22 protein-coding genes and 1 pseudogene are annotated in these 23,625 nt (G+C 64.4%); 12 read left to right on the plus strand and 11 right to left on the minus strand.

The annotated features are described in order from the left end of the window. Nucleotides 1-23: 23 nt before the first annotated feature. The 3 genes from DDA93_RS02090 to malQ form a co-directional block, all read right to left on the minus strand. A complete protein-coding gene (locus tag DDA93_RS02090; protein ID WP_243400486.1) occupies nucleotides 24-1,511 on the minus strand; it encodes an EAL domain-containing protein in 1,488 nt (495 codons plus the stop codon). Then, complete coding sequence (locus DDA93_RS02095; RefSeq protein WP_237715341.1) at nucleotides 1,512-1,868, minus strand: STAS/SEC14 domain-containing protein; 357 nt, start codon at nucleotides 1,866-1,868, stop codon at nucleotides 1,512-1,514. A gap of 152 nt (nucleotides 1,869-2,020) precedes the next feature. Next, nucleotides 2,021-4,147 (minus strand): 4-alpha-glucanotransferase, encoded by a 2,127-nt coding sequence (gene malQ, locus DDA93_RS02100; protein WP_116777964.1) that lies wholly within the window; start codon nucleotides 4,145-4,147, stop codon nucleotides 2,021-2,023. Between the two features lie 46 nt (nucleotides 4,148-4,193). Here malQ and DDA93_RS02105 point away from each other — a divergent pair, with 46 nt between their 5' ends. After that, on the plus strand, nucleotides 4,194-4,478 hold the full coding sequence (locus DDA93_RS02105; protein WP_024476314.1) for an acylphosphatase: 285 nt from the start codon (nucleotides 4,194-4,196) through the stop codon (nucleotides 4,476-4,478). A gap of 54 nt (nucleotides 4,479-4,532) precedes the next feature. Here DDA93_RS02105 and DDA93_RS02110 read toward each other — a convergent pair whose 3' ends face one another. Continuing rightward, a complete protein-coding gene (locus DDA93_RS02110; RefSeq protein WP_019484118.1) occupies nucleotides 4,533-5,081 on the minus strand; it encodes an acyl-CoA thioesterase in 549 nt (182 codons plus the stop codon). Between the two features lie 132 nt (nucleotides 5,082-5,213). Here DDA93_RS02110 and DDA93_RS02115 point away from each other — a divergent pair, with 132 nt between their 5' ends. Beyond that, nucleotides 5,214-5,954, plus strand: a complete 741-nt coding sequence (locus DDA93_RS02115) for a maleylpyruvate isomerase family mycothiol-dependent enzyme (protein ID WP_019484117.1) — start codon at nucleotides 5,214-5,216, stop codon at nucleotides 5,952-5,954. A 106-nt stretch (nucleotides 5,955-6,060) separates the two neighbouring features. Here DDA93_RS02115 and DDA93_RS02120 read toward each other — a convergent pair whose 3' ends face one another. Next, nucleotides 6,061-7,017, minus strand: a complete 957-nt coding sequence (locus DDA93_RS02120) for a ribose-phosphate pyrophosphokinase (protein ID WP_024476315.1) — start codon at nucleotides 7,015-7,017, stop codon at nucleotides 6,061-6,063. A 156-nt stretch (nucleotides 7,018-7,173) separates the two neighbouring features. On the opposite strand from DDA93_RS02120, the gene DDA93_RS02125 reads away from it, so the two are divergent. Then, on the plus strand, nucleotides 7,174-8,553 hold the full coding sequence (locus DDA93_RS02125; RefSeq protein ID WP_019484115.1) for a TIGR00366 family protein: 1,380 nt from the start codon (nucleotides 7,174-7,176) through the stop codon (nucleotides 8,551-8,553). On the opposite strand, the gene DDA93_RS02130 is transcribed toward DDA93_RS02125, so the two are convergent. The 3 genes from DDA93_RS02130 to DDA93_RS02140 form a co-directional block, all read right to left on the minus strand. Continuing rightward, nucleotides 8,550-9,389, minus strand: coding sequence for an SGNH/GDSL hydrolase family protein (locus DDA93_RS02130; RefSeq protein ID WP_019484114.1), 840 nt, complete (start codon nucleotides 9,387-9,389; stop codon nucleotides 8,550-8,552). The two genes, DDA93_RS02125 and DDA93_RS02130, sit on opposite strands and share 4 nt — an antisense overlap. 30 nt (nucleotides 9,390-9,419) lie before the next feature. Next, a complete protein-coding gene (locus DDA93_RS02135; protein WP_019484113.1) occupies nucleotides 9,420-10,550 on the minus strand; it encodes a glycosyltransferase family 1 protein in 1,131 nt (376 codons plus the stop codon). A gap of 114 nt (nucleotides 10,551-10,664) precedes the next feature. After that, the gene (locus DDA93_RS02140; protein WP_019484112.1) at nucleotides 10,665-11,339 is read right to left on the minus strand and encodes a pyridoxal 5'-phosphate synthase; all 675 of its coding nucleotides are present in this window, start codon (nucleotides 11,337-11,339) and stop codon (nucleotides 10,665-10,667) included. Nucleotides 11,340-11,379: 40 nt separating this feature from the next. Here DDA93_RS02140 and DDA93_RS02145 point away from each other — a divergent pair, with 40 nt between their 5' ends. Beyond that, a complete protein-coding gene (locus tag DDA93_RS02145; RefSeq protein WP_019484111.1) occupies nucleotides 11,380-12,159 on the plus strand; it encodes a phosphatase PAP2 family protein in 780 nt (259 codons plus the stop codon). Between the two features lie 8 nt (nucleotides 12,160-12,167). Here DDA93_RS02145 and DDA93_RS02150 read toward each other — a convergent pair whose 3' ends face one another. After that, nucleotides 12,168-13,436 (minus strand): Vms1/Ankzf1 family peptidyl-tRNA hydrolase, encoded by a 1,269-nt coding sequence (locus DDA93_RS02150; RefSeq protein WP_019484110.1) that lies wholly within the window; start codon nucleotides 13,434-13,436, stop codon nucleotides 12,168-12,170. A 41-nt stretch (nucleotides 13,437-13,477) separates the two neighbouring features. Here DDA93_RS02150 and DDA93_RS02155 point away from each other — a divergent pair, with 41 nt between their 5' ends. The 3 genes from DDA93_RS02155 (at nucleotide 13,478) to DDA93_RS02165 (ending at nucleotide 15,287) form a co-directional block, all read left to right on the plus strand. After that, nucleotides 13,478-14,152 carry a phosphoribosyltransferase family protein gene (locus DDA93_RS02155; RefSeq protein ID WP_019484109.1) on the plus strand — a complete coding sequence of 225 codons (675 nt, stop codon included), beginning with the start codon at nucleotides 13,478-13,480 and terminating at the stop codon, nucleotides 14,150-14,152. An 83-nt stretch (nucleotides 14,153-14,235) separates the two neighbouring features. Continuing rightward, a complete protein-coding gene (locus DDA93_RS02160) occupies nucleotides 14,236-14,484 on the plus strand; it encodes a hypothetical protein (RefSeq protein WP_019484108.1) in 249 nt (82 codons plus the stop codon). Nucleotides 14,485-14,630: 146 nt separating this feature from the next. Beyond that, nucleotides 14,631-15,287, plus strand: a complete 657-nt coding sequence (locus tag DDA93_RS02165; protein ID WP_019484107.1) for an alpha-ketoglutarate-dependent dioxygenase AlkB — start codon at nucleotides 14,631-14,633, stop codon at nucleotides 15,285-15,287. A 14-nt stretch (nucleotides 15,288-15,301) separates the two neighbouring features. Here DDA93_RS02165 and DDA93_RS02170 read toward each other — a convergent pair whose 3' ends face one another. Together DDA93_RS02170 and DDA93_RS02175 are read right to left on the minus strand one after the other, a co-directional pair. Then, complete coding sequence (locus DDA93_RS02170; protein ID WP_019484106.1) at nucleotides 15,302-15,829, minus strand: DUF664 domain-containing protein; 528 nt, start codon at nucleotides 15,827-15,829, stop codon at nucleotides 15,302-15,304. 37 nt (nucleotides 15,830-15,866) lie between these two features. Next, a pseudogene (locus DDA93_RS02175) lies at nucleotides 15,867-16,600 on the minus strand (FCD domain-containing protein). Between the two features lie 156 nt (nucleotides 16,601-16,756). Here DDA93_RS02175 and DDA93_RS02180 point away from each other — a divergent pair. The 5 genes from DDA93_RS02180 (at nucleotide 16,757) to DDA93_RS02200 (ending at nucleotide 23,523) form a co-directional block, all read left to right on the plus strand. Then, nucleotides 16,757-17,986: an alpha-hydroxy acid oxidase gene (locus DDA93_RS02180; protein ID WP_116777965.1), complete on the plus strand. Its 1,230-nt coding sequence runs from the start codon at nucleotides 16,757-16,759 to the stop codon at nucleotides 17,984-17,986. A 476-nt stretch (nucleotides 17,987-18,462) separates the two neighbouring features. Further along, on the plus strand, nucleotides 18,463-18,795 hold the full coding sequence (locus DDA93_RS02185) for a hypothetical protein (RefSeq protein WP_035747490.1): 333 nt from the start codon (nucleotides 18,463-18,465) through the stop codon (nucleotides 18,793-18,795). 279 nt (nucleotides 18,796-19,074) lie between these two features. After that, nucleotides 19,075-21,000, plus strand: a complete 1,926-nt coding sequence (locus tag DDA93_RS02190; RefSeq protein ID WP_162148035.1) for an S-layer homology domain-containing protein — start codon at nucleotides 19,075-19,077, stop codon at nucleotides 20,998-21,000. Nucleotides 21,001-21,074: 74 nt separating this feature from the next. Continuing rightward, nucleotides 21,075-21,566, plus strand: a complete 492-nt coding sequence (locus DDA93_RS02195; protein ID WP_019484100.1) for a heme-degrading domain-containing protein — start codon at nucleotides 21,075-21,077, stop codon at nucleotides 21,564-21,566. 325 nt (nucleotides 21,567-21,891) lie between these two features. Further along, nucleotides 21,892-23,523: a ribonuclease J gene (locus tag DDA93_RS02200; RefSeq protein ID WP_083850977.1), complete on the plus strand. Its 1,632-nt coding sequence runs from the start codon at nucleotides 21,892-21,894 to the stop codon at nucleotides 23,521-23,523. Nucleotides 23,524-23,625 lie beyond the last annotated feature (102 nt).

Below are 23,625 nucleotides of genomic sequence, written 5' to 3' on the forward strand. Positions count from 1 at the left end.
TCCTTTACCGATTAGCCCTGCCATTACTGCCGCCTCTGCCGCCGGCCGAAAAAGTAACCCTGACCGTAATCGCAGCCCATTCGGTTCAGTAGCCTGGCCTGGTCAGCCGTCTCAATTCCCTCCGCGACCGAGAGGAGACCAGCCGCTTCGATCAGTTGCAGGACGGCAGCGACAAACTTCAACCTCGGATCATCGACAATGTCTTCGATCAGCGAGCTGTCCATTTTCACCGCCTGGGCGGGAAGTTTCCTGAGGTAGCTGATGGACGAGTAGCCGGTACCGAAGTCATCGATTTCGACACCGACGCCAAGCTCCCGCAGCCCGAGCAAATTGGCGGAGCTCGCCTCCGGATCAGTCATCAGGGAAGTCTCAGTAATCTCGACGATAAACCGATCGGTGGGAACAGCATGCCTGGCGAGGGCCCGATCGATGAGGTCAGCCAGACCGGGGGCCCTGCTTTCAGCGGCGGACAAGTTGATTCGGACGGCAAAGTCCCGACCATCCAACACATCCCCCCAGTCTCCGAGCTGAGCAGCGACCGCGTTAATCATCCATTCACCGATATCGACGACCAGTCCACTCTCCTCCGCTATCCCAATGAAATGGTCCGGATAGAGCAGCCCACGGTCCGGGTGCTGCCAGCGCACCAGAGCCTCGGCGCCAATAATCGTGGAGGTCTGAAGGGAGACCAGCGGCTGGTAATGAACTCTGAGCTGGCCTGCTGGGATGGCCTGACGCAGCTCCTCGAGAATGGTGAAACGCTCGTGCGTCGCTTGCAGCATGGCTGGGTGAAACACCTGGACATTGCTGCGGCCAAGGTTCTTCGCCACATACATTGCAGTATCGGCGTCGCGCATCATGTCTTCGCCCGACTGCCCGGCTTCACCGCACCGGACACCGATACTCGCCAGGATGCGGATGCTGGTTTCGGAAACGATCATCGCCGGCCGCAACGCGTAAAGGATACGCTCAGCGATTTCACAGGCGATCTCGTCGGCAGTTTGCGGCAACAAGACCGCAAACTCGTCGCCGCCCAGCCGTGCCACAGTATCGGATTCCCGGACGGTCGATTCAAGACGACGTCCCACTTCGATCAGCACCTGGTCGCCGGCAGAATGGCCGAGGCTATCGTTCACCGCTTTGAACGCGTCAAGATCCAGCAGAATCAATGCCGCAGGTTGCACCCCTGCGGCCGCGGCCAGCGTTTCGTCGTCAATCCGTCGGCGCAGCAAGGTTCGGTTCGGGAGACCGGTGAGACTGTCATACATAGCCATTCGTTCCAACTCGACCTGGGCCGCGTGCAAGCGGGCGGTCCGGTCACGGACCCGCTGCTCCAGGTCTTCATAGAGAACTTCGAGTTCCTCGGCCAGGAGATTCACACCGCTGATCACGGCGTCCATTGAATCCCGGGCGGGAGAAACTTCCATCCTGGCTGACAGGTCTCCGGAGGAGAGCCGGACAATTCCCTCCACCAAGGCGTCGAGCCGCTTGTCCACAAACTCTTCCGCCACTTACCTCTCCTTCAGCCAGCCAAGCGCGGCCGGTTCGGAGGTGAAGAATTTTGTGGGGCACGGTAGCGAGCTCACGCCCAGAATGAAGTTGGCAATGACCTTATCCACCTGCGAGGAGCCCAGGAGCGCAATCCGCGAGGCCGAGCACGGCAGACCGAACACCGTTCGCGCTCCCCGGCTGACGGCCTTCGTTGTCGCCATGTCAACGAGCATGGGGAGGCTTTCCCCAGCGCACAGCTTGTTCACCTGATCCATTGCCAGGCGGGCGTCGGCTTCAGTGATTGAGATGCCTCGCGCCCACCGCAGCCTCAGGATGTTGTCCGCACCGCGACTGAGGGTGGCGTCAATCCCCTGCACGCCGTCCGGCGGGAGCTCACCCACAACGGATCCTTCGGTAGCCCAACGCGCGCGACCAGGCGGAGGGGAGAGGGAAATATAATTCGGCGGGGGCCATGGTTACAGCATAGAACCTTCGGGGCGCCGCCCCGGAATGAGTCGGTCCCCCCGGATCAACCCGCCATCACCCGCGCCAGGGCGGCAAACCGCTCATTGTCCGGCAGGTCCTCGAGGAGCACTGACTGGCCGTCAGATCCGGCGAGGGGGATCCGCCAGTTGGGGTACTCGTCCTTGGTCCCCGGTTGGTTCTGGGTGCGCCGCTCCCCCACCGCATCCGTCAGCGCGACGCCGAGCAGCACCGAAGGAGTTCGCACAATGAACCGGTGCAGCGCTTCTACAGTTGATTCCACCGTGTCGGCGGCGCCTCCGGCAGTTGGTCCCGTCACTGCACGGACCAGTGCCAGCACCGAGTCCTGGGCGGCCTGGTCGGCCGAGCGTTCTTCCTCAACCGGTCGGTTCAGCAACCCAAGTGACTCCCGCAGGTCAACGTGTTCGCCCGCCAGGTACCCGGCGGACGGCGGCAGGTCGTGGGTGGTGACGCTGGTCAGGCATGCCTGGCGGTAGCTTTCGGGACGGCGCGGGCCGTCGTCGTCGTGCTCGAACCAGAGGATCGAGGTGCCCAGGATGCCGCGCTCGGCCAGGTAGTCCTGCACCCCGGGCTCAAACACGCCGAGATCTTCGCCGATGACGACGGCGCCGGCCCGCTGCGCTTCGAGGGCCAGGATGCCGATGAGCGCCTCGTGGTCGTAATAGACGTAGGTGCCGTCGCCGGACCCGCCGCCGGCGGGGATCCACCAGAGGCGAAACAGGCCGAGGATGTGGTCCACGCGGATACCACCGGCGTGTTTGAGGACCGTGCGCAGCATGTCCCGATAGGCGGTGTACCCGGATTCGGCCAGGCGGCCAGGATGCCACGGCGGCTGGCTCCAGTCCTGGCCCTGCTGGTTGAACATGTCTGGTGGTGCGCCGACGCTAATCCCTTCCGCGAGGACGCTGCGCAGGGACCACGCGTCGGACCCGTGGGAGTGCACGCCGACGGCCAGGTCATGGATGATACCGATGGTCATCCCGGCGTCGAGCGCGCCCTGCTGCGTTGCGGCAAGCTGCTCATCGCAGAGCCATTGCAGCCAGAGGTAGAACCCGATCCGGTCCGCCAGGGCTACGCGCCGGGTGTCGAGGTAGGACTGGTCGTCCCATTCGGGTGCTCCCGCGGGCAGGGTTTCTGCGAGCGCGCACCAGAGGGCGAAGCTTTCCAGGCCCTCACCTTCCTGCGCCCGAAACTCATCGAAGGAACGTTGTCTTTCGTCGCTCAGTGGCACCTGGTGGATGCTCTCCAGCGCGCTGAGCTTCGCGGCGTAGCTGCTGTCCCGGTCCAGAATGTCAGCGTCGCTGTTGGCCTGCCGCAGGGTCACAGCATCGTGTTCGATGGCATCCCGCGCCCCGGCAGTCAACGCCGCGTACTCGGGGACGTTCTCCACCCGAAGATAAAGCGGGTTGAAGAAGCGCCGGGTAGACGGCAGATACGGTGAGGGTTCGACAGGAGGAGCGGGTTCGGCGGCATGCAAGGGGTTAATCAGCACAAACCCCGCCCCCCTGCTCGCCGAGAAGGCTGCCAGCTGACCCAAGTCAGCGATGTCCCCGACCCCCCACGAGTCCTTGGACCGCACCGAGTACAGCTGGGCCATCAGCCCCCAGGTTCGGTTGAGCCGCGCCGTGGTGTTCAGCCGCTGTGGAGTCACAACCAGTGTGCACTCTGCGACGGCGCCATCGGCCTGGACCGCGTGCAGGGTATGCCACCCGAGCGGCAAATCACCCGGGAGGGTGAGGTGCAGGCGTTCCAGGGGGACGCCGTCGATCTCTGACTGCTCAACGGCGCTGCCGGACAGCTCCAGTTCCCTCAGCTGTCCGTCTTCGAGCAAGAGGCGAATGGTCGGCCGGCTTCCCGCTGGGGTAATAATCGGAACGTCCTGGACCACCGTTTCCCGGCCGACGACGACGGGAGGGAGCGTCCGCCGCCAGGGAGCCGTTTCGGCGTCGTGCAGCGCCCGGACGGCGTCGTCGTTCGTTTCGCAGGCAACACCGAGCGCGCTCAGCACTTTCGTCAGGGTCTGCGGGCTGACACTCTTTTCCTGGCCGTCCCAGCCCCGGAACGCTGTGCCCACGCGGTGAGCCTCGGCGAGGCGGATCAGGAGGTCTGGCTCGGGTGGTCTGGACGTGCTGGATGTTTCGGTTGCAGGCATACCCTCAAACCTAGGGGGTTGAGAGGTGGTTCGCTACGCTGAACCGATGAATGAACAGCAGCAAACCCGGCTCACAGCGACCGTGACCGGAACCGTGCAGGGTGTCGGGTTCCGCTATTACACCCGCAAACGGGCTCTGGCGCTGGGGCTCTCAGGCATCGCCTCGAACCGGGCAGACGGGTCAGTGCTGATCGTGGCCGAGGGCGCCGACCGGGCGGTCCATGAACTGGCCTCCTGGCTTGGCTCCGCCGCCGCTCCCGGACGGGTGAACGACGTCGACGGGTCCTACGGTGCTCCGACCGGCGAGTTCACTGATTTCTCAACCGAATAAGTCCCGCTGGGCGGCCGGCTGGCACCTTCCGCGTGCGGGAAACTCGAACCAGGCCTACCGGACCCAGACGTGCGGGGCGGGGCGCCTGGTGCTGGGCAATGAGTTGTTCAGGCGCCACTCGTGGATCCATTCCGGCAGGACCAGGGCGGCAGGGGGCTGCCCCAGGGCGGCGAAAATGTCTTCGTTGCTGACCGGGCCGTTCTTGGAGACCAGCCGGGTGGCGATGACCGCCTTGGCGTAGATTTCGCCACCACTGACCATCCGCTGCTCGAAGTAGATGGCACGCTCGTCGAACCCGACAATGCGGGTCTCGATGGTGTACTGCTGACCCAGGGTCAGGGATTTGCGGAAGCTGATGGTCTCGCCGTTGGCTACCGGGCTCCAGCCCCTACGCCGCATCATTGACCAGGTGCCGCTGCGGATCATCAGGTCGAACCGGCCCAGGTCCATGAGGGAGAAATACATGCCGTTGTTGACATGCATTGCGATGTCAATGTCCGTGGGCAGGACGCGGAGCGGCAATGAAGACTCTCCCCAGATACTCAACTTTGGGCGGCGTCTGGAGGTGAACAGGGTCAGCAGGGTCCGAAACAGAAGGTGCATGAACCTATATTACCGGCCAGTAACATTCGGGATGCAAGCACGCGATGAGTCTTTGCGGCCGGACGAGCCCCGCACCGGTTCCTGGCCGCCGGGCTCACGGCCTTCCGCCGGCATTGTGCCTAGACTCGGGTAATGACAGCTCCGTATCCGTACGCCCTTCCCTTCGACCGGTACCGTGCGCTGCTGGCCCGCGACCACTCCCGGATGGTTGAGTTGGCACCCTCGGCCCTGATCTCTGCGGTATCCGCCTGCCCGGGCTGGACCGGGGAGGACCTGATTCGCCACACGGCGATGGTGTACCTTCACAAGTCCGAGTCCATCCGGACCGGTGCCAGGCCGACCGGGACCTGGCCGCCACCAGAGCTGGACCAGATGCAGCCGATCCCCGCGCTGCAACAGTGCTACGCGCGGCTGATGGACCAGTTCGATGCCCACGCACCAACGGATCCGGCTTTCACCTGGGTCAAGGACGACCAGACGGTCGGCTTCTGGATCCGCAGGCTCGCCCACGAAACGTCCATCCACCGCTATGACCTCGAATCCGCGCTGGGCCATCCCCACCCAATCGACCCCGACCTTGCGGTGGACGGCATCGATGAAATCCTCACCGTGATGCTCGTCCGGAGCAAGCCCGACGACGACGCCAGCGGCGCCACCATCACCCTGCGGAGCGCAGGACTAGCCTGGACCCTGGCTATCGCCCCGGACGTCGTCACCCTTGAACGCCAGGTCAGTGACCGGGCTGATGCCCAGATCAGCGGCAGGCCCGCCGAGTTGCTGCTCTGGCTCTGGGGCCGTGGACCACTGCCGGAAGGAAACCCGCAGAGCGGCGCGGCGGACGAACTCCGACGACGTCTGGCTTCAGCCACCTAGGGCAGCGACCCTGGGCCGCCACCTCACCGTAGTGATGCCGGAGGACGACCTGACAACGGCAACACCCCGACGGCTACCCCGGGTTCCGCCGCGACCGCGAACAACGTCAGACCCTGATGTCCTCTGACTGGAAGAGGGCGCTCACCGATTCTCCGGTGTGGATACGGCGGATCGCTTCGGCGAAGGCGTTGGCCACCGAAATGACTTTCAGTTTCGGATGAGCCTTGTCTTCCCCGATGGGAACGGTGTCGGTGCAGAGCACCTCAATGACGTCGTCGCGCTCGGCGATCCGCTCGACGGCTCCGTTGGAGAAGATGCCATGGGTGCAGACCACCCGCGCCTTCCGTGCTCCCATTTTCGCCAGGTGATCCAGCAACTCCAGAACGGTGCTGCCGTTGGCGATCTCGTCGTCAAGCACCACGATGTCTTTGTCTCTGACGTCGCCGATGATGGAGGTGATTCGGACTTGGTCATTCTCAAACCGTTCCTTGGCCCCGGCGGCGACCGGCGTGCCCAGCAGTCGGGAGAACGCGGTCGCGGCCTTCGCGTTGCCCAGATCAGGAGACACCACGATGGCGTTACTCAGGTCCAGGTCCTTGAAATGGGCGGCGAGTTCCCGCAGGGCGTGCAGCTGATCCACGGGAACGCCGAAGAACGCCTGCACCTGCGGCGCGTGCAGGGTCATGGTGAGGACCCGGGATGCGCCAGCGGTGGTGAGAAGATCCGCCACCAGCTTGCCGCCGATGGAGATGCGCGGTGCGTCCTTCTTGTCGGAACGCGCGTACGAATAGTGTGGCATCACGGCCGTGATGCGTCCCGCGGAGGCCCCGCGGGCGGCGTCGATCATCATGAGCAGCTCCATCAGGTTCTCCTGCACTGGCTTGACCAGCGGCTGCACAATGAATACGTCCCGTTCACGGCAGTTTTCCAGCAACTGCACTTCCAGGCAGTCGTTCGCGAAGCGCTGCAGCCGTGACGGGAGCAGCGGCACACCCAGGTGCCCGCAGATCTCCTCGGCGAATCCCCCACTTGCTTGTCCACTGAAAACGGCGATCTCTTTGATCAACGGCTTACCTTTCCACGGCAGTTGGTGGGGATGATGCTGTGGACACCATTGTCGTACAGATTGACCCGCGGCGGTTGCCGGTGAAGTAACGTTGGTGCCGGATCGGAGCCCTACCGAACCGACAATGACGTCTATTCACAGGAGAACCCAGCCATGCCGACCTCCGGTCCCCCAGCAAAACAAAAAACATCAGCGGTGTCGGCTGCGATGCGTCCGATCAACTCGGTGGTTGAACGCTTCCTCCCCAGCGCGCTGGTGTTCGCCGTCGTACTCAGCCTCGTCGTCGCTGTCGCCGCGCTGATTTTCACGGATGCGGGGCCGGTTGACGTCCTCAACGGGTGGGGCGACGGCCTGTCAGGGTTGCTCGCCTTTATGACCCAGATGGCTCTCATCCTGTTGCTCGGCCACGCGCTGGCCCACACCGGGCCGGTCCGGAAACTGCTGGCCCGTCTCGGCGGGATCCCCCGAAGCCCGATGCAGGCCTATGTTTTCGTGTTCGTGGTTGCCGCCACGGCGTCGCTGATCACCTGGGGGCTGGGCCTCGTCGTCGGCGGCCTGCTCGCCAAAGAGGTTGCCGCGCAGGCCCGCGAGCGCGGCATGGCACTGCATTTCCCGATGCTGGTCGCAGCAGGGTTCTCCGGTTTCGTGGTGTGGCATATGGGCTACTCGGGGTCCGGCCCCTTGACCGCGGCGACCGAGGGTTCATTCATCGCCGAGCAGCTCGGCACCACCATCCCCATCACCGAAACCACCTTCTCCTGGTGGAACATCACTGCCGCCATCGCCACGATTGTCCTGGTGAGCGCGGCCCTGGCACTGGTGTCTCCCCGCTCCGGGGACAGGATTTCCGAGCTGCAGGTCGACGCCCGGCACACCGATGACGTCGCGCTGAACGACGACGTCGTCACCCCCGCCGACCGCATCGACGCCAGCCGTATCCTCACCACGTTGTTGGGCATGGCGCTGGTTGCCTACCTGGTGGTCCACTATGTGCAGGGCGGCACCGCCACCCTGGACATCGTCAATTGGACGTTCCTCGCCCTGCTATTCCTCCTGGTCCGCAGCCCCTTCGAGCTGATCGCGCTGACCAAGAACGCTGCGTCAAACGTCGGCGAAATTCTTCTCCAGTTCCCTCTCTACGCCGGAATCATGGGCATCATGACGACGACGGGCCTCATCAACGTGGTTTCGGACGCGTTCGTGAGCATCGCCAACCCCACCACGTTTGGTTTGTTCGCCCTGCTCTCCGCAGGGTTGGTGAACTTTTTCGTACCATCAGGTGGCGGACAGTTCGCGGTGCAGGCACCGATCATGCTCGACGCAGCCGAACGGCTGGGCGTAGACCCCGCAGTAGCGATCATGGCCGTGTCCTACGGCGACCAGTGGACCAATATGATCCAGCCCTTCTGGGCCCTGCCGCTGCTGGCGATCGCTGGCCTGAAGATGCGCGACATCCTGGGCTACACCATGGTTACCCTGATCGTCTCAGGTGTGGTGTTCGCCGGGATCCTGCTGATTGTGGGGGCAAGCTAGGGCACGCCGGGACCGCCCAGCACCGCAGGCAGGCCCTGGTCCTTCACGAGGCGGCGAAGCCCGCCTTTCGGTGGCACCACCACCGGGGTGGGCCAGCGCGGGGGCAGGTTGTCCCCGAGGGTGACCCGGCGGATCTTGCGCCCCGCCAATGGCAGCACCCAGTCGTGGATCCATCGGCGCTGGGCGCGTTCCCACTCCCTGAATGTCCTTGGGACCGCTGGCTCCCAGTCCTTCAGTTTCACTGAGTGCTGCACCTCCAGGAGGTCCAGCACTCGGGTGGCCATGTATTTGTGGCCAGCCTTCGACATGTGCAGCCGATCCGGCCCCCACATGCGCCGGTCCTCATAGGCTTCGAAGCCCCAGTAATCCACCAGGTCCGCGCCGTACCGGTCCGCGATCTGGCGGACGCCGTCGTTATAGAGCTGGTGGCGCTTGCGCAGCAGCCGGAGCGCGGGGGACACATCGACGTCGTACCCCGTGAACAGGAGCACCCTGGCCCCGGTCGCCGCCAACGGTGCCACCAGCTCCTCGTACGCCGTGAGGAGGAGCGGCACCGAGGTTCCGGCGTCGAGAATGTCATTGCCTCCGGCGTAGAGGGTGATCAAGGTGGGGCGCAGTGCCAGCGCTGGTTCCAGTTGCTCGGCGGTGATGTGGCGCAGTCGTTTGCTGCGCACCGCCAGGTTTGCGTATTCCCATCCCGGCTGGTCCTTCGCCAGCCGTTCGGCCACCCGGTCGGCCCAGCCGCGGACGCCGTTGGGCAGGTGTTTGCTCGGATCCCCCACCCCCTCGGTGAAGGAATCGCCGAGCGCCACGTACCGCCGTGTGCGCTCGCTCATACCGCGGTGGCGGCTACACCGCCCTGTGCCTCAGAGACGAAGCAGCGCATGTTCCTCCATGACCTCTTCATAGTGCTGGACCAACAGCTCGCAGAGCACCGGCCAGGTGCGGCCCTGCACGCTCGCGAAGGCGGCCTCCGCGAACGCCTGACGTTTCGCGTCATCCCCGATCAGGTCCATCACCTGGCCGCGCATCTGGTCCAGGTTGCCGGCCGTATAGAGCCAACCGGTACGGGAGATATCGACGAGGTCCAGGGGTCCGCCCCGGCCGGTGGCAACGACCGGCACGCCGGAGGCCATGGCCTCCTGGATGGTCTGGCAGAAGGTTTCGAGTTCGCCGGGGTGCACAAAGAGGTCAAGGCTGGCGACGGCTGCTGCCAGTTCCTCCCCACCGAGGAACCCCGTGAAGACCGCGTTCGGGAGGGCCTCCTCCAGGGCGCCCCGCAGGGGGCCATCGCCGATGATCACCAGTCGGGTGTTTTCGATATCAGCCAGGACCCGCAGATCCTCAACCTGCTTCTCGGCGGCGAGCCGGCCAACGTACCCGATCAGGCGTTCCCCTCCGGGGGCGAGCACCGACCGCAGTTTGTGGTCCCGCCGACCGGGGTGGAACCGTCGCGTATCGACCCCCCTCCGCCACAGATGCACCCGCGGAATACCGTGCCCGCGCAGCTGGTCGACAGCTGAGGTGGACGGCGCCAGGGTGCGGGCGGCGCCTGAGTGAATGTTCTCCACCCGCTGCCACGCCCAATTGGCGAGGAATGGGACACCGTAGCGGGCGGCGTAGCCGGGGACATCAGTCTGGTAGACGGCAACCACGGGAATGCCAAGCTGCTCGGCAGCACGCACCGCCCGCCACCCCAGCTCAAAGGGCGAAGCGAGGTGGATGATGTCCGGTGCGAAGTCCGCCAGAATATTGCGTACCCGGGTGACACCGCCCAGCGCCACCCGAACGCTCCCGTACCCGGCCAGGGGCACGGCGGGCAGCCGGTGGATGCGGACCGTCCGTCCACGGTTAGGCTCAGCCCCGCCGGCCCCGGAGGGGGCGATCACCAGCACCTCGTCGCCTCGCGCCGCGAAATGCTCGAGCATTTTCTGGACGGAATGGGTTACCCCGTTCACGGCGGGCAGGAATGTTTCAGCAACAATCACGATCCTCACACCCCCACGGTGCCACCGCCGGATTGGTCAGAGGTGACGGGCGGGTGTCCCCGATCCGAAGGGTCGGTGAACAGCAGGCGACGACGACGACGGGTAGCGGCGGCCCGACCGACCCTACGGCCAGAGCAGGGCCCGTGACCAGCCGTCGCCGTCACTGGCATAGCGCAACCGCAGGTGCCGACGTTCGGGGTCGGCCTGCCAAAACTCGACGGTGTCCGGGACCACCGTGTAAACCGTCCAGGTGGCCGACCCGGGAGCGGCAGCTTCACCGTCGAGGGCGTCGAACCGATCCAGCTGGGCAGCGACGGCGGCGTCGAGTTCCTCCCGATCGCGCAGGCGGCTGCTCTGCTCACCGGCGAGCACCAGCGCTCGCGCCACCGGGTGGCGGCGGCGGAAGTCGGCGTCGTTCTCCTCGACGCCCGCGGGGCGAACCTTGCCCCTGATGCGGATCTGACGGCCCATCGTGGGCCAGAACAGGGCCAGGGCGGCCGCCGGGGAACCCTGCAGTTGGCGGCCTTTGGGACTGTCGCTGCTGCTGGCGAAGGAAAACCCCTGCTCAGTCACGTCTTTCAGGATCACCACTCTGGCGTCGGGGAGGCCGTCCCGATCCACCGTTGCAACGGTGACTGAATGCGGTGCCATCACCGCGGCATCGACAGCAGCCGCCAGCCATTCATGGAAGAGGTGCACCGGCGAATCCGGCACGGCTGCAGGATCGAAGTGAGGCAGCTCATCGGGGAAGACCGCGACCCCGTGCACCAGGTCGCGCAGTGATTGGTGATCATTCATCCCCTCAGCCTAGGCCCCGCCGTCGCGTTAGAGTCGACCAATGACATCCGACAAGGACCATTTCGTTGGCGGCAGGGATTACACCCGCTGGACCACCCCGGTGGGACGGGTCACAGTGCGCTGGGTGCGTGCCCTGGCCCGCTGGGTCGGACCGCGCTGGGCCATGCTGCTGATCCTGGCGGTCGGCGTCGGCATCGCGGTGTCCCTGGCCCTCGCGTCGGCCGAAGTGTATGAGGCGGTCGCGGAAACGGATGGGATTGCCGTCCTGGACCAGCCGGCCCTTGATGCGTCAGTGCAGCTACGTAATCCGGTCCTCGTGGCGCTGGCGAGCGGTTTCACGTTCCTTGGCGGTCCGATCATGATGCCGCTGCTTACCGCCGCCGCGATCGCCGGCCTGTGTTTTCGACGCCGGTCCCTGACACCGCTGGTCCTCGTGGCGGTCGCAGCCTCCGGGTCGCTGCTGATGACCGTGCTGGGGAAAAATGCGATCGGACGGCTGCGCCCACCGCTTGAGTTTGCGGTCCCACCGTACGAATCGTCGCCGTCGTTCCCGAGCGGACACACGCTGAACGCCATGGTGATCAGCGGCATCATCGCGTACCTGCTCGTGCTGGGGGCGCACCGCAATCGCTCACGCGCCCTGATCATCGCTGGCGCTCTGATATTCACCCTTTTGATGGCCGCCACCCGGGTCTATCTGGGCCACCATTGGGTCACGGATGTGGTGGTTGCTGCCACGCTCGGCCTCGGGTGGCTGGCAGTGGTGATCACCACGCATCGGCTCTGGCTCACAATCTCCGACCCGCGTGAGCCCACCTAGCCGGACCGCTACGGGGTGGTTGGTCCGAGTGGCCAGCGCAGGAGTGCTGCAATCCGGTGCGGGTCGAGCGCCCCGGGCGGGAACAGCACGACGTCGGCGTCGGTGAGCGCGGCGGCGCGAAGGAGAGCCGAGGGCGCTGAAAGGGTACCGATCAGACGGGCGCCGGAAATCTCGTTCGTCGAAGCCGCGATCCAGGGTTCGGCGGCGAGCGCCAGCAACCGCTGCTCGTCCCAGGCGGAACGCTCAATCAGGAGAGTCCCCACCTGACCCTGCTGAAGCGCATGAACCACAGCACCCAGTCCTGCCACAGACTCGGGATGCTCCCTTCCCTGCTGGTTCTCGAAACGCTCCAGCAGTTGCTGCTGCTCTCCAGCGACACAGGCAGCCACCCGCGACGACACCTCCCGGGCAAACGCATCCCGGTCAGCCCCATCCGTCCGGGTGTGGCTCTCTACCACGCTCAGGATGGCCCGGCTCGCCTCCGACAGCTGTTCTGCCACGAGGTTCCGCGCCCGGATATCGCCGGCGAGGATCAGCAGTTTCGCGCGGCTATTCCGCACCACCCGATCAATTTCATCGGCAATTTCCCCCGCGTTGGCGCGCCAGATGTTTTCGGTCCGGTGCAGATACCCACCCTGTGACGTGCCACCGCCCGGGATCTTCTTGAGGTTTTCGGTGGACCCTTCCACCTCGGTGCTTTCGTCGTCGGACCTGTTGACCCGATGCAGGTGGATGGTTCCGCCGTCGCGGCCCGCCTCCGCCACCACATAGGCAAACTCCTGGGGGCGGTGCCGGACCAGGGGCACCAGGTTGGGGACGGGGCCGACGTCGTGCACCTCCTGCATCACCAGCCGGCCTGGGAGGAACTCGTCAAATGCCACCTCGCCGTCGTTGACCAAGAGGAATCGCGCCACGGGGTCTGGCAGACCCTTTGCCGAGCTGCCGAGCGCGGCGCCGACCGCCTGGATATCCTGCCGGCCTGCACCGGCCTTGTGGAGGGCCGCGGCGATCGCGTCGGGGCGTGCGTCATCGGCGTGGAGGGAGTCCCCGGACCCGGTACTGGCGTCCATATAGATGGTGCACCATGGGCCGGGTCGTTTGTACAGGGCGCTATGGGAATGCAGTGCTGCAGTCATCTCACCCCACCCGATTTCCACTCGCGACGGCCGCGCTGCGGCTCCCATGACGGTCTTCCTGTGGTGTCCCGCAGCTTCATGGCGGGCCTCCTGGTTCCTCCGGTGATCGACTTTGACCTCGCCGGAAATGTAGGGTTGCATTCGGTTTACCACTCTTCGCCTCTGATGAACAGACCCAGACGATGCGCAGCAAGTCCGCAACACCCCGAAAGTTCGACGACAGGCAGGACGCCGGCCGCCAACTCGCCCACGCTCTCCTGCCGTTCGCCGGTTCCCCCGGGCTGCTGGTCCTTGGGCTTCCCCGCGGAGGCGTGCCGGTCGCCGCCGAGATTTCGGCGGCGCTGAGCTGCCCGCTCGACGTCGTTCTGGTCCGCAAGATCGGAGTGCCGGGGTTCGACGAGCTGGCCATGGGTGCTGTCGCAACCGCCGGCGGTAGCCTCAGCACCGTCCGCAACGAACGAGTCATTGCGGGCCTGACCGGTGACGGCAACGCAGCCTTCGAGGCGGCGATCGCCCCCGAACTGGTTGAACTGGCACGCCGGGAGGAACTGTATCGGGCCGGGTTGCCGCCGCTGGAGATCGCTGGGCGGACCATCGTCATCGTCGACGACGGCGTGGCCACCGGCGCCACCCTCCGCGCTGCCCTCCACGCCGTCCGACAGCTCCGCCCAGCCCAACTGTGGGTGGCAGCCCCGGTCTTCCTCGGACACTCCCTTGCCGGAATCCGTCCGCTGGCCGATCAGACGTTCTGGCTGTGGGACGCGGCGTCGCTCGGATCCGTCGGGCAGGCGTACCACCAGTTCGGGCAGGTGCCCGACGACGAGGTGCAACGACTCCTGCTGCGGCCCCCGGAATAAAAACTACCCATCGAGGGGTTGACATAACTAGATTGCTGGCAGTGGCCAGCCCCCTCCCGCACGTCACAACCTAAAGGACCAGCATGCCCACGGCCAGCATCAACGCCGAACCCTGCCGCACCGACCCCACCCCCGGCGGTGGCAGCCGCATCCGCAGCCTGCGTTCCCTGAAGCGGGGTGACCGCATCGAGGCCCGGCTCCAGCGCGAGGTGCTCTACCGCGGGCAGGTCGAGGAAACCGCCCCCGGACTGGGGACCGTCTGGATGCGCGACGACGCAGTGGATACCCGGTTGGCGCTCAGCCAGGACGACTTCACCTTCTGGACCACCTAACCCGCCACCTTCCTCGGCGCCCCGTTGCCCGGAGCCCGTTACCCAGCCCGTTGCAGAAACGGCCGAAAGGCCAAGACCTGCCGCTTGCACACTGCGGTTTCTGGTCCTCCGGGCCGTTTCTGCTAATGATCGGCCACAATTGAGGCATGGATTCCTTACTGCCGCGGGAACGAATCGAACCCGCTCCGGGCGCCGTCCACCTACCCGGCTGGCTCAGCCTCGAGCAGCAACGCGAACTGGTTGTCGCGTGCCGCGGGTGGGCGGCAGGGCCCGTCCCGATGCGGGCCGCCCGCATGCCCAACGGATCGATGATGTCGGTCAAGACCGTGTGCCTGGGCTGGCACTGGCAGCCCTACCGGTACACCAAGACCGCCGACGACGCCGGTGGCGGCCAGGTGGCCGAGTTCCCGGAGTGGTTGGCCCAGCTGGGCCGCGATGCAGTGACCGCTGCCTACGGCGGTCCGAACAGTTACGCACCCGACGCCGCCCTGGTGAATTTCTACGATGATGGGGCGGCGATGGGAATGCACCAGGACAAGGATGAGCGGTCCCCCGCCCCAGTGGTTTCCCTGAGCATCGGCGACTCCTGCGTCTTCCGCTTCGGCAACACCGAGACCCGAAACAAGCCCTGGACCGACCTTGCCCTCGAATCAGGTGACCTGTTCGTCTTCGGAGGCCCTTCCCGTTTTGCCTACCACGGTGTACTGAAAACCCAGCCGGGAACCAGCGATCCGGCACTTGGCCTCAAAGGCAGGCTGAACATTACGCTCCGCGAAACCGGGCTCACCGCACCCCGCGCCTAGTCCGGATCCAGACCCTAGTTCTCGTCCTGGGTCAGCAAACCCCGCACATAGGCCGCCTGTCCGACGTGCTGCATGCAGTCTTCGATCACGCTGACCAGTCGGACCTGAAGCGTCACGGGAGGGTTCCAGGAAGTGTCGACGATCCGGCTCAGGTCCGCCTCGTCGAGCCCGGTAACAAACTCCAGCGTGCGTGCGTGCACGGCGTCGAAATAGTCGACCAATAGGTCAGCACTGGCGGGGCGAACTTTACTGACCTGTGCCGAGGAATGTCCGTACCCCGTGTCCGATTCATCGAGGTCCAGGGCGAAACGTCCAGCCCAACCGCCGACGACCCATAATTCCGGGAGCGCTGCGGCGTCGGCAATGTGGTTGTCCTGGACCCGCGCCAGATGCCAGACCAACCAGGCGATTGAATTTCCTGCCGCGCTGCCGGGGCCGGCGGGTCTGAACGCCAGTTGACTCGGGTCCAGACCGGTGACGGCCCTGCGCACAGCGTCCGGAATTCTTCCGTAGGCCTCTTCAAGGGTTGCCGTTGCACTCATCGTGTTGCCTCCGTCTATTCGTCGCGTCGTCCCTGAGTTATAAACCCGCTTCGCGGTAGAAGCCAGCGATATGGTCGGCGATCAGGACTGAGGCATCCGGCCCCGGCGAGCGGGCGGCGTCGTCGTTGTCGTCGTCGTCGGCGGCGTTGTTGCTGTTGTTCCCGTCGGCGATCGCCTGAAAGATGGCCCGATGCTCGGCTCGCAAGCGTTCAACAGTGCGGGTCCAGTCCGGCAGGCGGCTGGTTAACTCCAGCGTGTAGGACTCGATCGACCCGCGAAGCGAGGACATCATCGCGCCGATCAGCACATTCCCGGCCGCTTCGGCGAGCGCCACATGAAACAGGGCATCGAGGCGGAGGAATTCGGCGGCCGCCAACCCGGGATTGTCCATCTCATCCAGGAGGTCCTCGGCGACAGCATGGAGGGCGCGGTGGCTTGTGCCTGCCCGACGGCCCAGGTTTCGAGCAGCAAACGCGTTTGGACTATGTCTTCCACTGGAAGATGCGAACTGGCCACGTGGAAGCGAAGAGCTGCGCCGAGCGCCACGGCAGGGTTTGCGGTGATCACTGTGCCAGCACCAGGGCCTGACCCTACCCCTGCCCGCACCACCCCCATCGCCTCAAGGACACGGATGCCTTCCCTGGCCGATGCGCGGGACACGTTCAATTGCTCAGCAACCGCGCGCTCGCCTGGCAGCCGCTGGCCAACGGCCAGCCGACCCGCAGCCAACTCGGCTTCAATCCACGACAGCACGAGCTCATGGTTACGCATGCACCAATAGTAGTCAGCGGTCGGACCACAGGGACAAAGCACGAAGGCGCAACGCAACCGCTGGCAGCTATCAATGCTTGCGTGGCTGGGCCGGGTGACGGTAGAGTCCACCAAAAGCCCTGTGGTCCGACCACACCGGATTGAAGCGAGGTCAGCATGCCATCCCAGATTCCCCCAGCACTCAAACGACGCATCCCGAAAGTCAAGGACCTCGCCCCCCTGATGCAGTTCAAGAAACCTGAACTGGGCGCTGCTGCCCGGTTGAGGCGCGCCAGCACTATCTGGGATCTCCGTGATCAGGCCAAGCGGCGCACTCCTACCGCCCCCTTTGACTACACGGATGGCGCGGCGGAAGCGGAAATTACCTTACGGCGGGCCAGGGGCGCATTCCTCGACCTGGAATTTCGGCCCGGCATCCTCCGCAATGTGGAGACGGTTGACACCTCGGTGTCCGTGTTGGGTCAGCCATCCGCCCAGCCCTTCGGCATTGCCCCCACCGGTTTCACCCGGATGATGCAGTCTGAAGGCGAATATGCCGGTTCGCAGGCGGCCGAGGCCGCTGGCATCCCTTACACGCTGTCCACCATGGGCACCGCCTCCATCGAGGATGTGGCTACGGCAGCCCCGAATGGGCGGAACTGGTTCCAGCTCTACCTGTGGACCGACCGGGACCGGTCAATGGAATTGATCAGCCGCGCCGCCAAGGCGGGCAATGACACCCTTATGGTCACCGTCGATACTGCGGTGGCCGGGTCGCGGCTTCGTGATGTGCGCAATGGCCTCACCATCCCGCCAGCACTCACCGCGAAGACGGTACTGGACGCGTCCTACCGGCCGGCCTGGTGGTTCAATTTCCTCACCCATGAGCCGTTGGCTTTCGCCTCGTTGTCCCGCTATTCGGGAACCGTGGCCGACCTCATCAATTCCATGTTCGATCCCACCCTCACCTACGAGGACCTTGACTGGCTCCGTGAGGTCTGGAAGGGCAACCTGGTGGTGAAGGGCATTCAGACAGTCGACGACGCCAAGAAGGCCGTTGACCACGGAGTGGACGGAATTGTGCTGTCCAATCACGGCGGTCGCCAACTGGACCGGGCACCAATCCCTTTGCATCTGCTCCCGGACGTCGCGGCCGCACTGAAGGGCAAGACGAACATCATGCTCGATACCGGCATCATGAGCGGCGGCGACATTGTGGCGGCACTGGCTCTCGGCGCCGACTTCACCCTGATTGGGCGGGCCTACCTGTACGGGCTGATGGCAGGCGGACGAGCCGGTGTGGACCGGACCATTGAGATCCTCAGCAAGGAGACCGCGCGGACCATGCAACTGCTCGGCGTAAACCGCGTGGAAGACCTCAACCCCGACCACGTGCGACTGCTCTAGCGGCTCACGCTGCTCACGGGCGGCTAGTCTCGCGGGAGCTTGCGGTGCGCTTCAGCCTGCTGGTTCTTGCCGTCGTTGTGCGCCTTCGACCCCCTCTTGACGAGGTCGGCGTATTCCCTCATCGACCGACCACTGCGATTGTGCGGTGCACCCCCGAACCCTGGAAGGTCCAGCGCACACACTGGCCCGGACCGCTCCAGGTGCGGAGCAAGCTGTTCGAAGTAATAGGATGAGACGCCAATACCGCAGACGAGTACGAACGGGTGCCGACCCCGAGCGCCGACGGAATTCACTCGGGTCCAGAGTTTCCCGCTATACACGCGGTCGACGCGAATTCTTTCGTCTTTATTTCTGGTCACGTCCTATTAACGACGATAAAACGTTCAAGTGACAGATTTGGGGCTAGTATCAATCTTGAAACCCGCTTTTTGCGGGTTTCATCGACTACTGGGACCAAGCGAATGGAGCACCAGCGGATGAATTATCCGTTGCAGTACCGGCGTGCTCGTGCGCTGGTTTACGCGGTACTCCTGTTCTGGGTGTGGGCCTGGCTCGGCAGCAGCTTCTTCATCGCCAGCCTCTTCGGATCCCCTGTTCACGCGCTGCTGGCAATGTATGCCCTCAGCGTCGCGGTCCTGGTCTCAATTCCCGCATTACTGCTGGCCGTAGCCCGCATGCTTCTCACTCGGACGCGCGCGCAGACAGGCAACAGAGTTAGCCCCGTGGTGACCGATCTGAGTGCGCGGCGCTCCTCTGAACCAGCTCCCACCCACGAGCCTGACTGGTGGTTCTCGGACAAAGCGTCCTGAGTTTGGCAAAACCTGCGGGAATCCTTCGGGTATTTCGGAAAGACTTTGCCAAATTGGGGCGGTCCTCGTAGTAATAACAAACCATACTTTTGAGGTGACCTTTAGAGGTTCGGCGCTTGTGCGTGCCGAACCTGTTTTGTGTGTAGGACCTCCCGGGATCTGCCGCAAAGCGGTCAAGTCTCTCGCCCCGGTTGAGTTAGGAACAAACATATGCGCGTCTTCAGGCGATCCGCCGCGGCTCTGACCGCCCTGATCCTCTTGGCATCAACACTGCCCACCATGACCGCAGAGTCCGCCACGGCCGCCCCTCTCGCGCCAGCGGAAACCTCGGTCGTTGAGCCGGCGCCAGCAGATCCCGCGGAAACCGCGTTGGTTGAACCGACCGCGCCGGCGGCAACCGCGTCCGAAGAACCAGCTGAATCGACGTCAGTCACGCCCGAAGAGCCTGCAATCGTCGAACCGGTCGAACCAGTCGACTTGACGTCAGTTGACCCGAACAGCAAAGACATCTTCGACCAGGTAGGCGGCGCCCCGCGCTCCATACACACCTACGAACCCGGCTATGACTTCGAAACCAACGGACAGCCCCTCGGACTCCAGCGTGAAGGCGCCGCCACCGCGGAGCCGCAGGATGTTCCAGCCAACATCGTCCCCGCACAACGCCAGGGCACCATCAAAGTCAAGCTGGTCACCGTCAAGCTGGCCGACAGTTCGAGCACGGTCTCGATGCCACACGCCATCAATTCGGTGAATGTTTCAAGCAACTATTGGAAGTCGATGTCCAACAACCGGCTGTCGATGGCGGTCACCTCCCAGGTGGCGGGACACAAGACCAAGGCACGCTCCACCTGGTCCTACAACGACATCATGAACCAGGTCACCAACGAACTCCGCTGGACCTACAGCCCGTACACCGCACTCGTTGTCTTCATCCCGACAGCCCTGCAGGGCGGGATTCTGGGTTACGGCTGGAGCAGCAATGGCACCAGCGGACGAATTCTGATGCCGCAGTACAGCAACTTCACCACCAACGTGGTGACCCACGAATTTGGGCACGTCCTAGGGCTCATGCACGCCGACGCACTGCAGTGCCCCAATGGCCAGAGTGACGTCCCCTCCTTCACAGGAACCGGCTGCTACATCCGCGAATACGCCGACACCATGGACCTGATGGGCTCCGCCCAGTGGTTCCAGACCCCGGCGATCAGCTCCAGTTTCTGGGATTACGGAAAGTTCGGCCGGGGAGACGAAATCCGCAATGTCGGCGTGGCAACAGGTCGTAAGAGCTACACACTGACACCGTGGGCGGGCACCGCCTCAAACCGGGCCGTGAAGTTCACTGATCCCCGATCCCGGGAGGTCTACTATCTCGAATTCCGGGCACCGGTGGGCTACGACAAAGCGCTGGCCGTCAACGGAAACTTCGGAGTGAAAATTGTCCAGCTAGGCGGTGCTGCTCCGAATGCATCGTTGGTCCTGATGCCTTCCACCAAACCGTTCGCCGGCTACTACGCTCCTAACCACGCCTGGAAAGCTGGCAGGACCTTCACCACTCACGCCGGAACCTCTGTCACCATCAACGCGCTGTCCACCTCCTCTGCCACGGTAACCATTGATGCGGGGTTGCCGTTCAAGGACCTTTCGAAGACCGGATTCCGCACCCAAATTGAATGGCTCCACGCCAGGAAGCTGGCCACGGGTTGGGCCGACGGCACCTACCGGCCCTCCGCCACCATGAACCGTGACGCCATGGCAGCGTACATCTACCGGCACGCGGGCAGCCCATCCTTCACCGCACCGGCACGAAGCCCGTTCAAGGACGTTCCGACCACCAGCCTGTACTACAAGGAAATCGCCTGGATGGAAGCCGTGGGCCTCACCACCGGGTGGGGCGACGGCACCTATCGTCCGCTGCAGCCCATCAGCCGGGACGCAATGGCCGCGTTTATGTACAGGTACACGGCAGACGCCTGCAATTTGGGTGGTGCCGCCGGGTTCACGACCCCCTCGACCGCGCCCTTCGCAGATGTCCCACGGGGCACCGAGTTCTACCGGGAGATCGCCTGGATGAAGCAGTCCGGCGTTTCCACTGGCTGGAACGACAGGACCTTCCGCCCGCTGGAAAACATCACCCGCGAAGCGATGGCTGCTTTCGTCCACCGGGTCGACGGCGTGCAGCGCCAGCTCGGCGGCTGCCGACTCTGACGGCTCCCCCCGAAGTTCCGATTTTTCCCGAGGGAGGCAGGTCTCAGGCCTCCCTCGGGGAGTACGTTTAGGTCATGGCCCCCTTGAAACCGGCAGACCCGCAACTATCTGAACTCATTGCACTGATCGAACTCGAGATTGCCGAACTCCAGTTTCCCCATTTCACCCTCGAGGACGCGCTTTCTCTGGGCCTGCGTCTGGTGAAGCTCGGCACCGACCGAGGTCTTCCGATCGCCATCGACATCAGCCGACCCGACCAGGTGTTGTTCCATGTGGCGCTGCCGGGCGCCACCCCCGACAACGAACTGTGGGCCAGGGCCAAGGCCCGTACCGCCGCGCGATATCAGGAACCGTCATACCTGGTTGGTCTGCGTGCCCTGGATAGCGGGGCCCGGATGGAAGACAATCCGCTCTTCGACACCACAGTCTTCGCGGCCCACGGCGGGTCATTTCCCCTCTATGTGCGGGGCGTGGGAGCCGTGGCAACGGTGACCGTATCGGGACTCCCCCAACGTGATGACCACGATCTGGTGGTCGAAGCTCTCCAAGGACACCTCCGGCACTAAATACGGCTGGGTAGCTGTCCGTCCAGTAAGGTAAATAAGTGGACTTCTCCCTCGACATTTCGGCAAGCCGCCTCGCCGCTTGCAAAATGACTCCGCGGCGCGTGCCGCGGTCGCCCGCGAGGTCCACCTATGGCGTTGTAGTGGGAGTCTCCCGCTACCCGGTGATCGGCAGTGTTGCTGGCACCAATGAGGAAGATCAGATTTCGGCCAGTAACGGCCACCTGGCGGCGACCCGCTGCTCGCACATATCAATTGAAAACGAGTCAATACTGTGAATACCAACAAGACCACCCTGAACGCTCCGCCAGCCTTGGCGAAGGGCAGCATGCGCATCGTCGCCCTGGGAGGGATCGGCGAAATCGGTCGCAACATGACCGTGTTCGAATTCAACGGCAAACTGCTGATCGTGGACTGCGGGGTCCTCTTCCCCGAGGAAGTTCACCCCGGCGTCAACCTGATCCTGCCTGATTTCTCAGCGATCCGCGACCGGCTGCAGGACGTCGTCGGCGTCGTCCTGACCCACGGACACGAAGACCACATCGGTGGTATCCCGTATCTTCTGAAGGAACGGGCCGACATCCCCCTGATCGGGTCCCGCCTGACGCTCGCGTTCATCAAGGCCAAACTCAAGGAACACCGCATCAACCCGAAGACCATTCAGGTCGAAGAGGGCACCAGGAAGCCGATGGGTCCGTTCGACCTTGAGTTCCTGGCCGTGAACCACTCCATCCCTGACAGCCTCGCCGTCGCCATCCGTACCAGCGCCGGAACGATCCTGCACACCGGCGACTTCAAGATGGACCAGTTCCCCCTTGACCGTCGGATCACCGACCTCGTGGGGTTTGCCCGGCTGGGGTCCGAAGGCGTTGACCTGTTCCTCACCGACTCCACCAACGCGGACGTCCCCGGTTTCACCACGTCGGAAAAGGACTTGCTGCCAGCGATCGACACGGTCTTCCGGACCGCTCCCCGCCGCATCATCGTCTCCAGCTTCGCCAGCCACATCCACCGCATCCAGCAGGTCATCGACACCGCGCACCGGCACCACCGCAAGGTGGCGTTCGTGGGCCGATCGATGGTCCGCAACATGACCATCGCCCGGGAACTGGGCTACCTCACCATCCCTCGCGGCATCCTGGTGGACTTCAAGAAGCTGCAGCAGTCCGATGACCACAAGGTGGTCCTCATCTGCACCGGGTCGCAGGGCGAACCGCTCGCGGCTCTGTCCCGGATGGCCGGAGGCGACCACGCCATCCGCATCGGCGAAGGCGACACAGTGTTGCTCGCCAGCTCACTGATTCCTGGCAACGAGAACGCCATCTACGGCGTTATCAACGCCCTGACCCAGCTCGGCGCCAATGTGGTCCACAAGGGCAACGCGAAGGTACACGTCTCGGGCCACGCCAGTGCCGGGGAGCTTGCGTACGTCTACAACATCGTCAAGCCCCGCAACGTCATGCCGGTACACGGCGAATGGCGCCACCTCAAGGCCAACGAGGCGATCGCCGTCGCCACCGGCGTCGACCCGAAGTCGGTGCTGATCGCCGAAGACGGCGTGACAGTTGATCTGGTCGACGGTAAAGCCACCATCTCAGGGAAAATTCCGGCTGGGCTGGTCTTCGTCGATGGTGACAGCGTGGGCCACACCACCGAGGACACCCTTGAGGAACGTCGCCGCCTTGCCGAAGAGGGCGCAGTCACCGTGCTTGCCATCATTGATGCGAAGACCGGCGAAATGGCTGAGCCGCTCGAGTTCTTCACCAAGGGCTTCGAGTGCAGCCAGGAGGACCTTGACAAGGCGTCCGATGCCATCGAGAAGTCGCTGGCGAATCCAGGCGGCCGACGTGGCGGCGGGAACAACGATCCTGAGGAAGTCATTGAACGGGCCACCGCTTCGTGGATGCGCCGGTTCTACAACCGGACTCCAGTGGTGACCGCGATCGTCGTCGACGCCTAAGCACCGGTCCCAGGCGACCGAACGACCCGGAAGCAGTCCCAGCCCGGCCTCGCCGCGCTATGGTGTCGACCTTTCGGGTGTGCTTCGTGCGCGGCAGTCTGG

The organism is Arthrobacter sp. Bz4 (assembly GCF_003075455.1).
GTDB lineage: Bacteria > Actinomycetota > Actinomycetes > Actinomycetales > Micrococcaceae > Arthrobacter_D.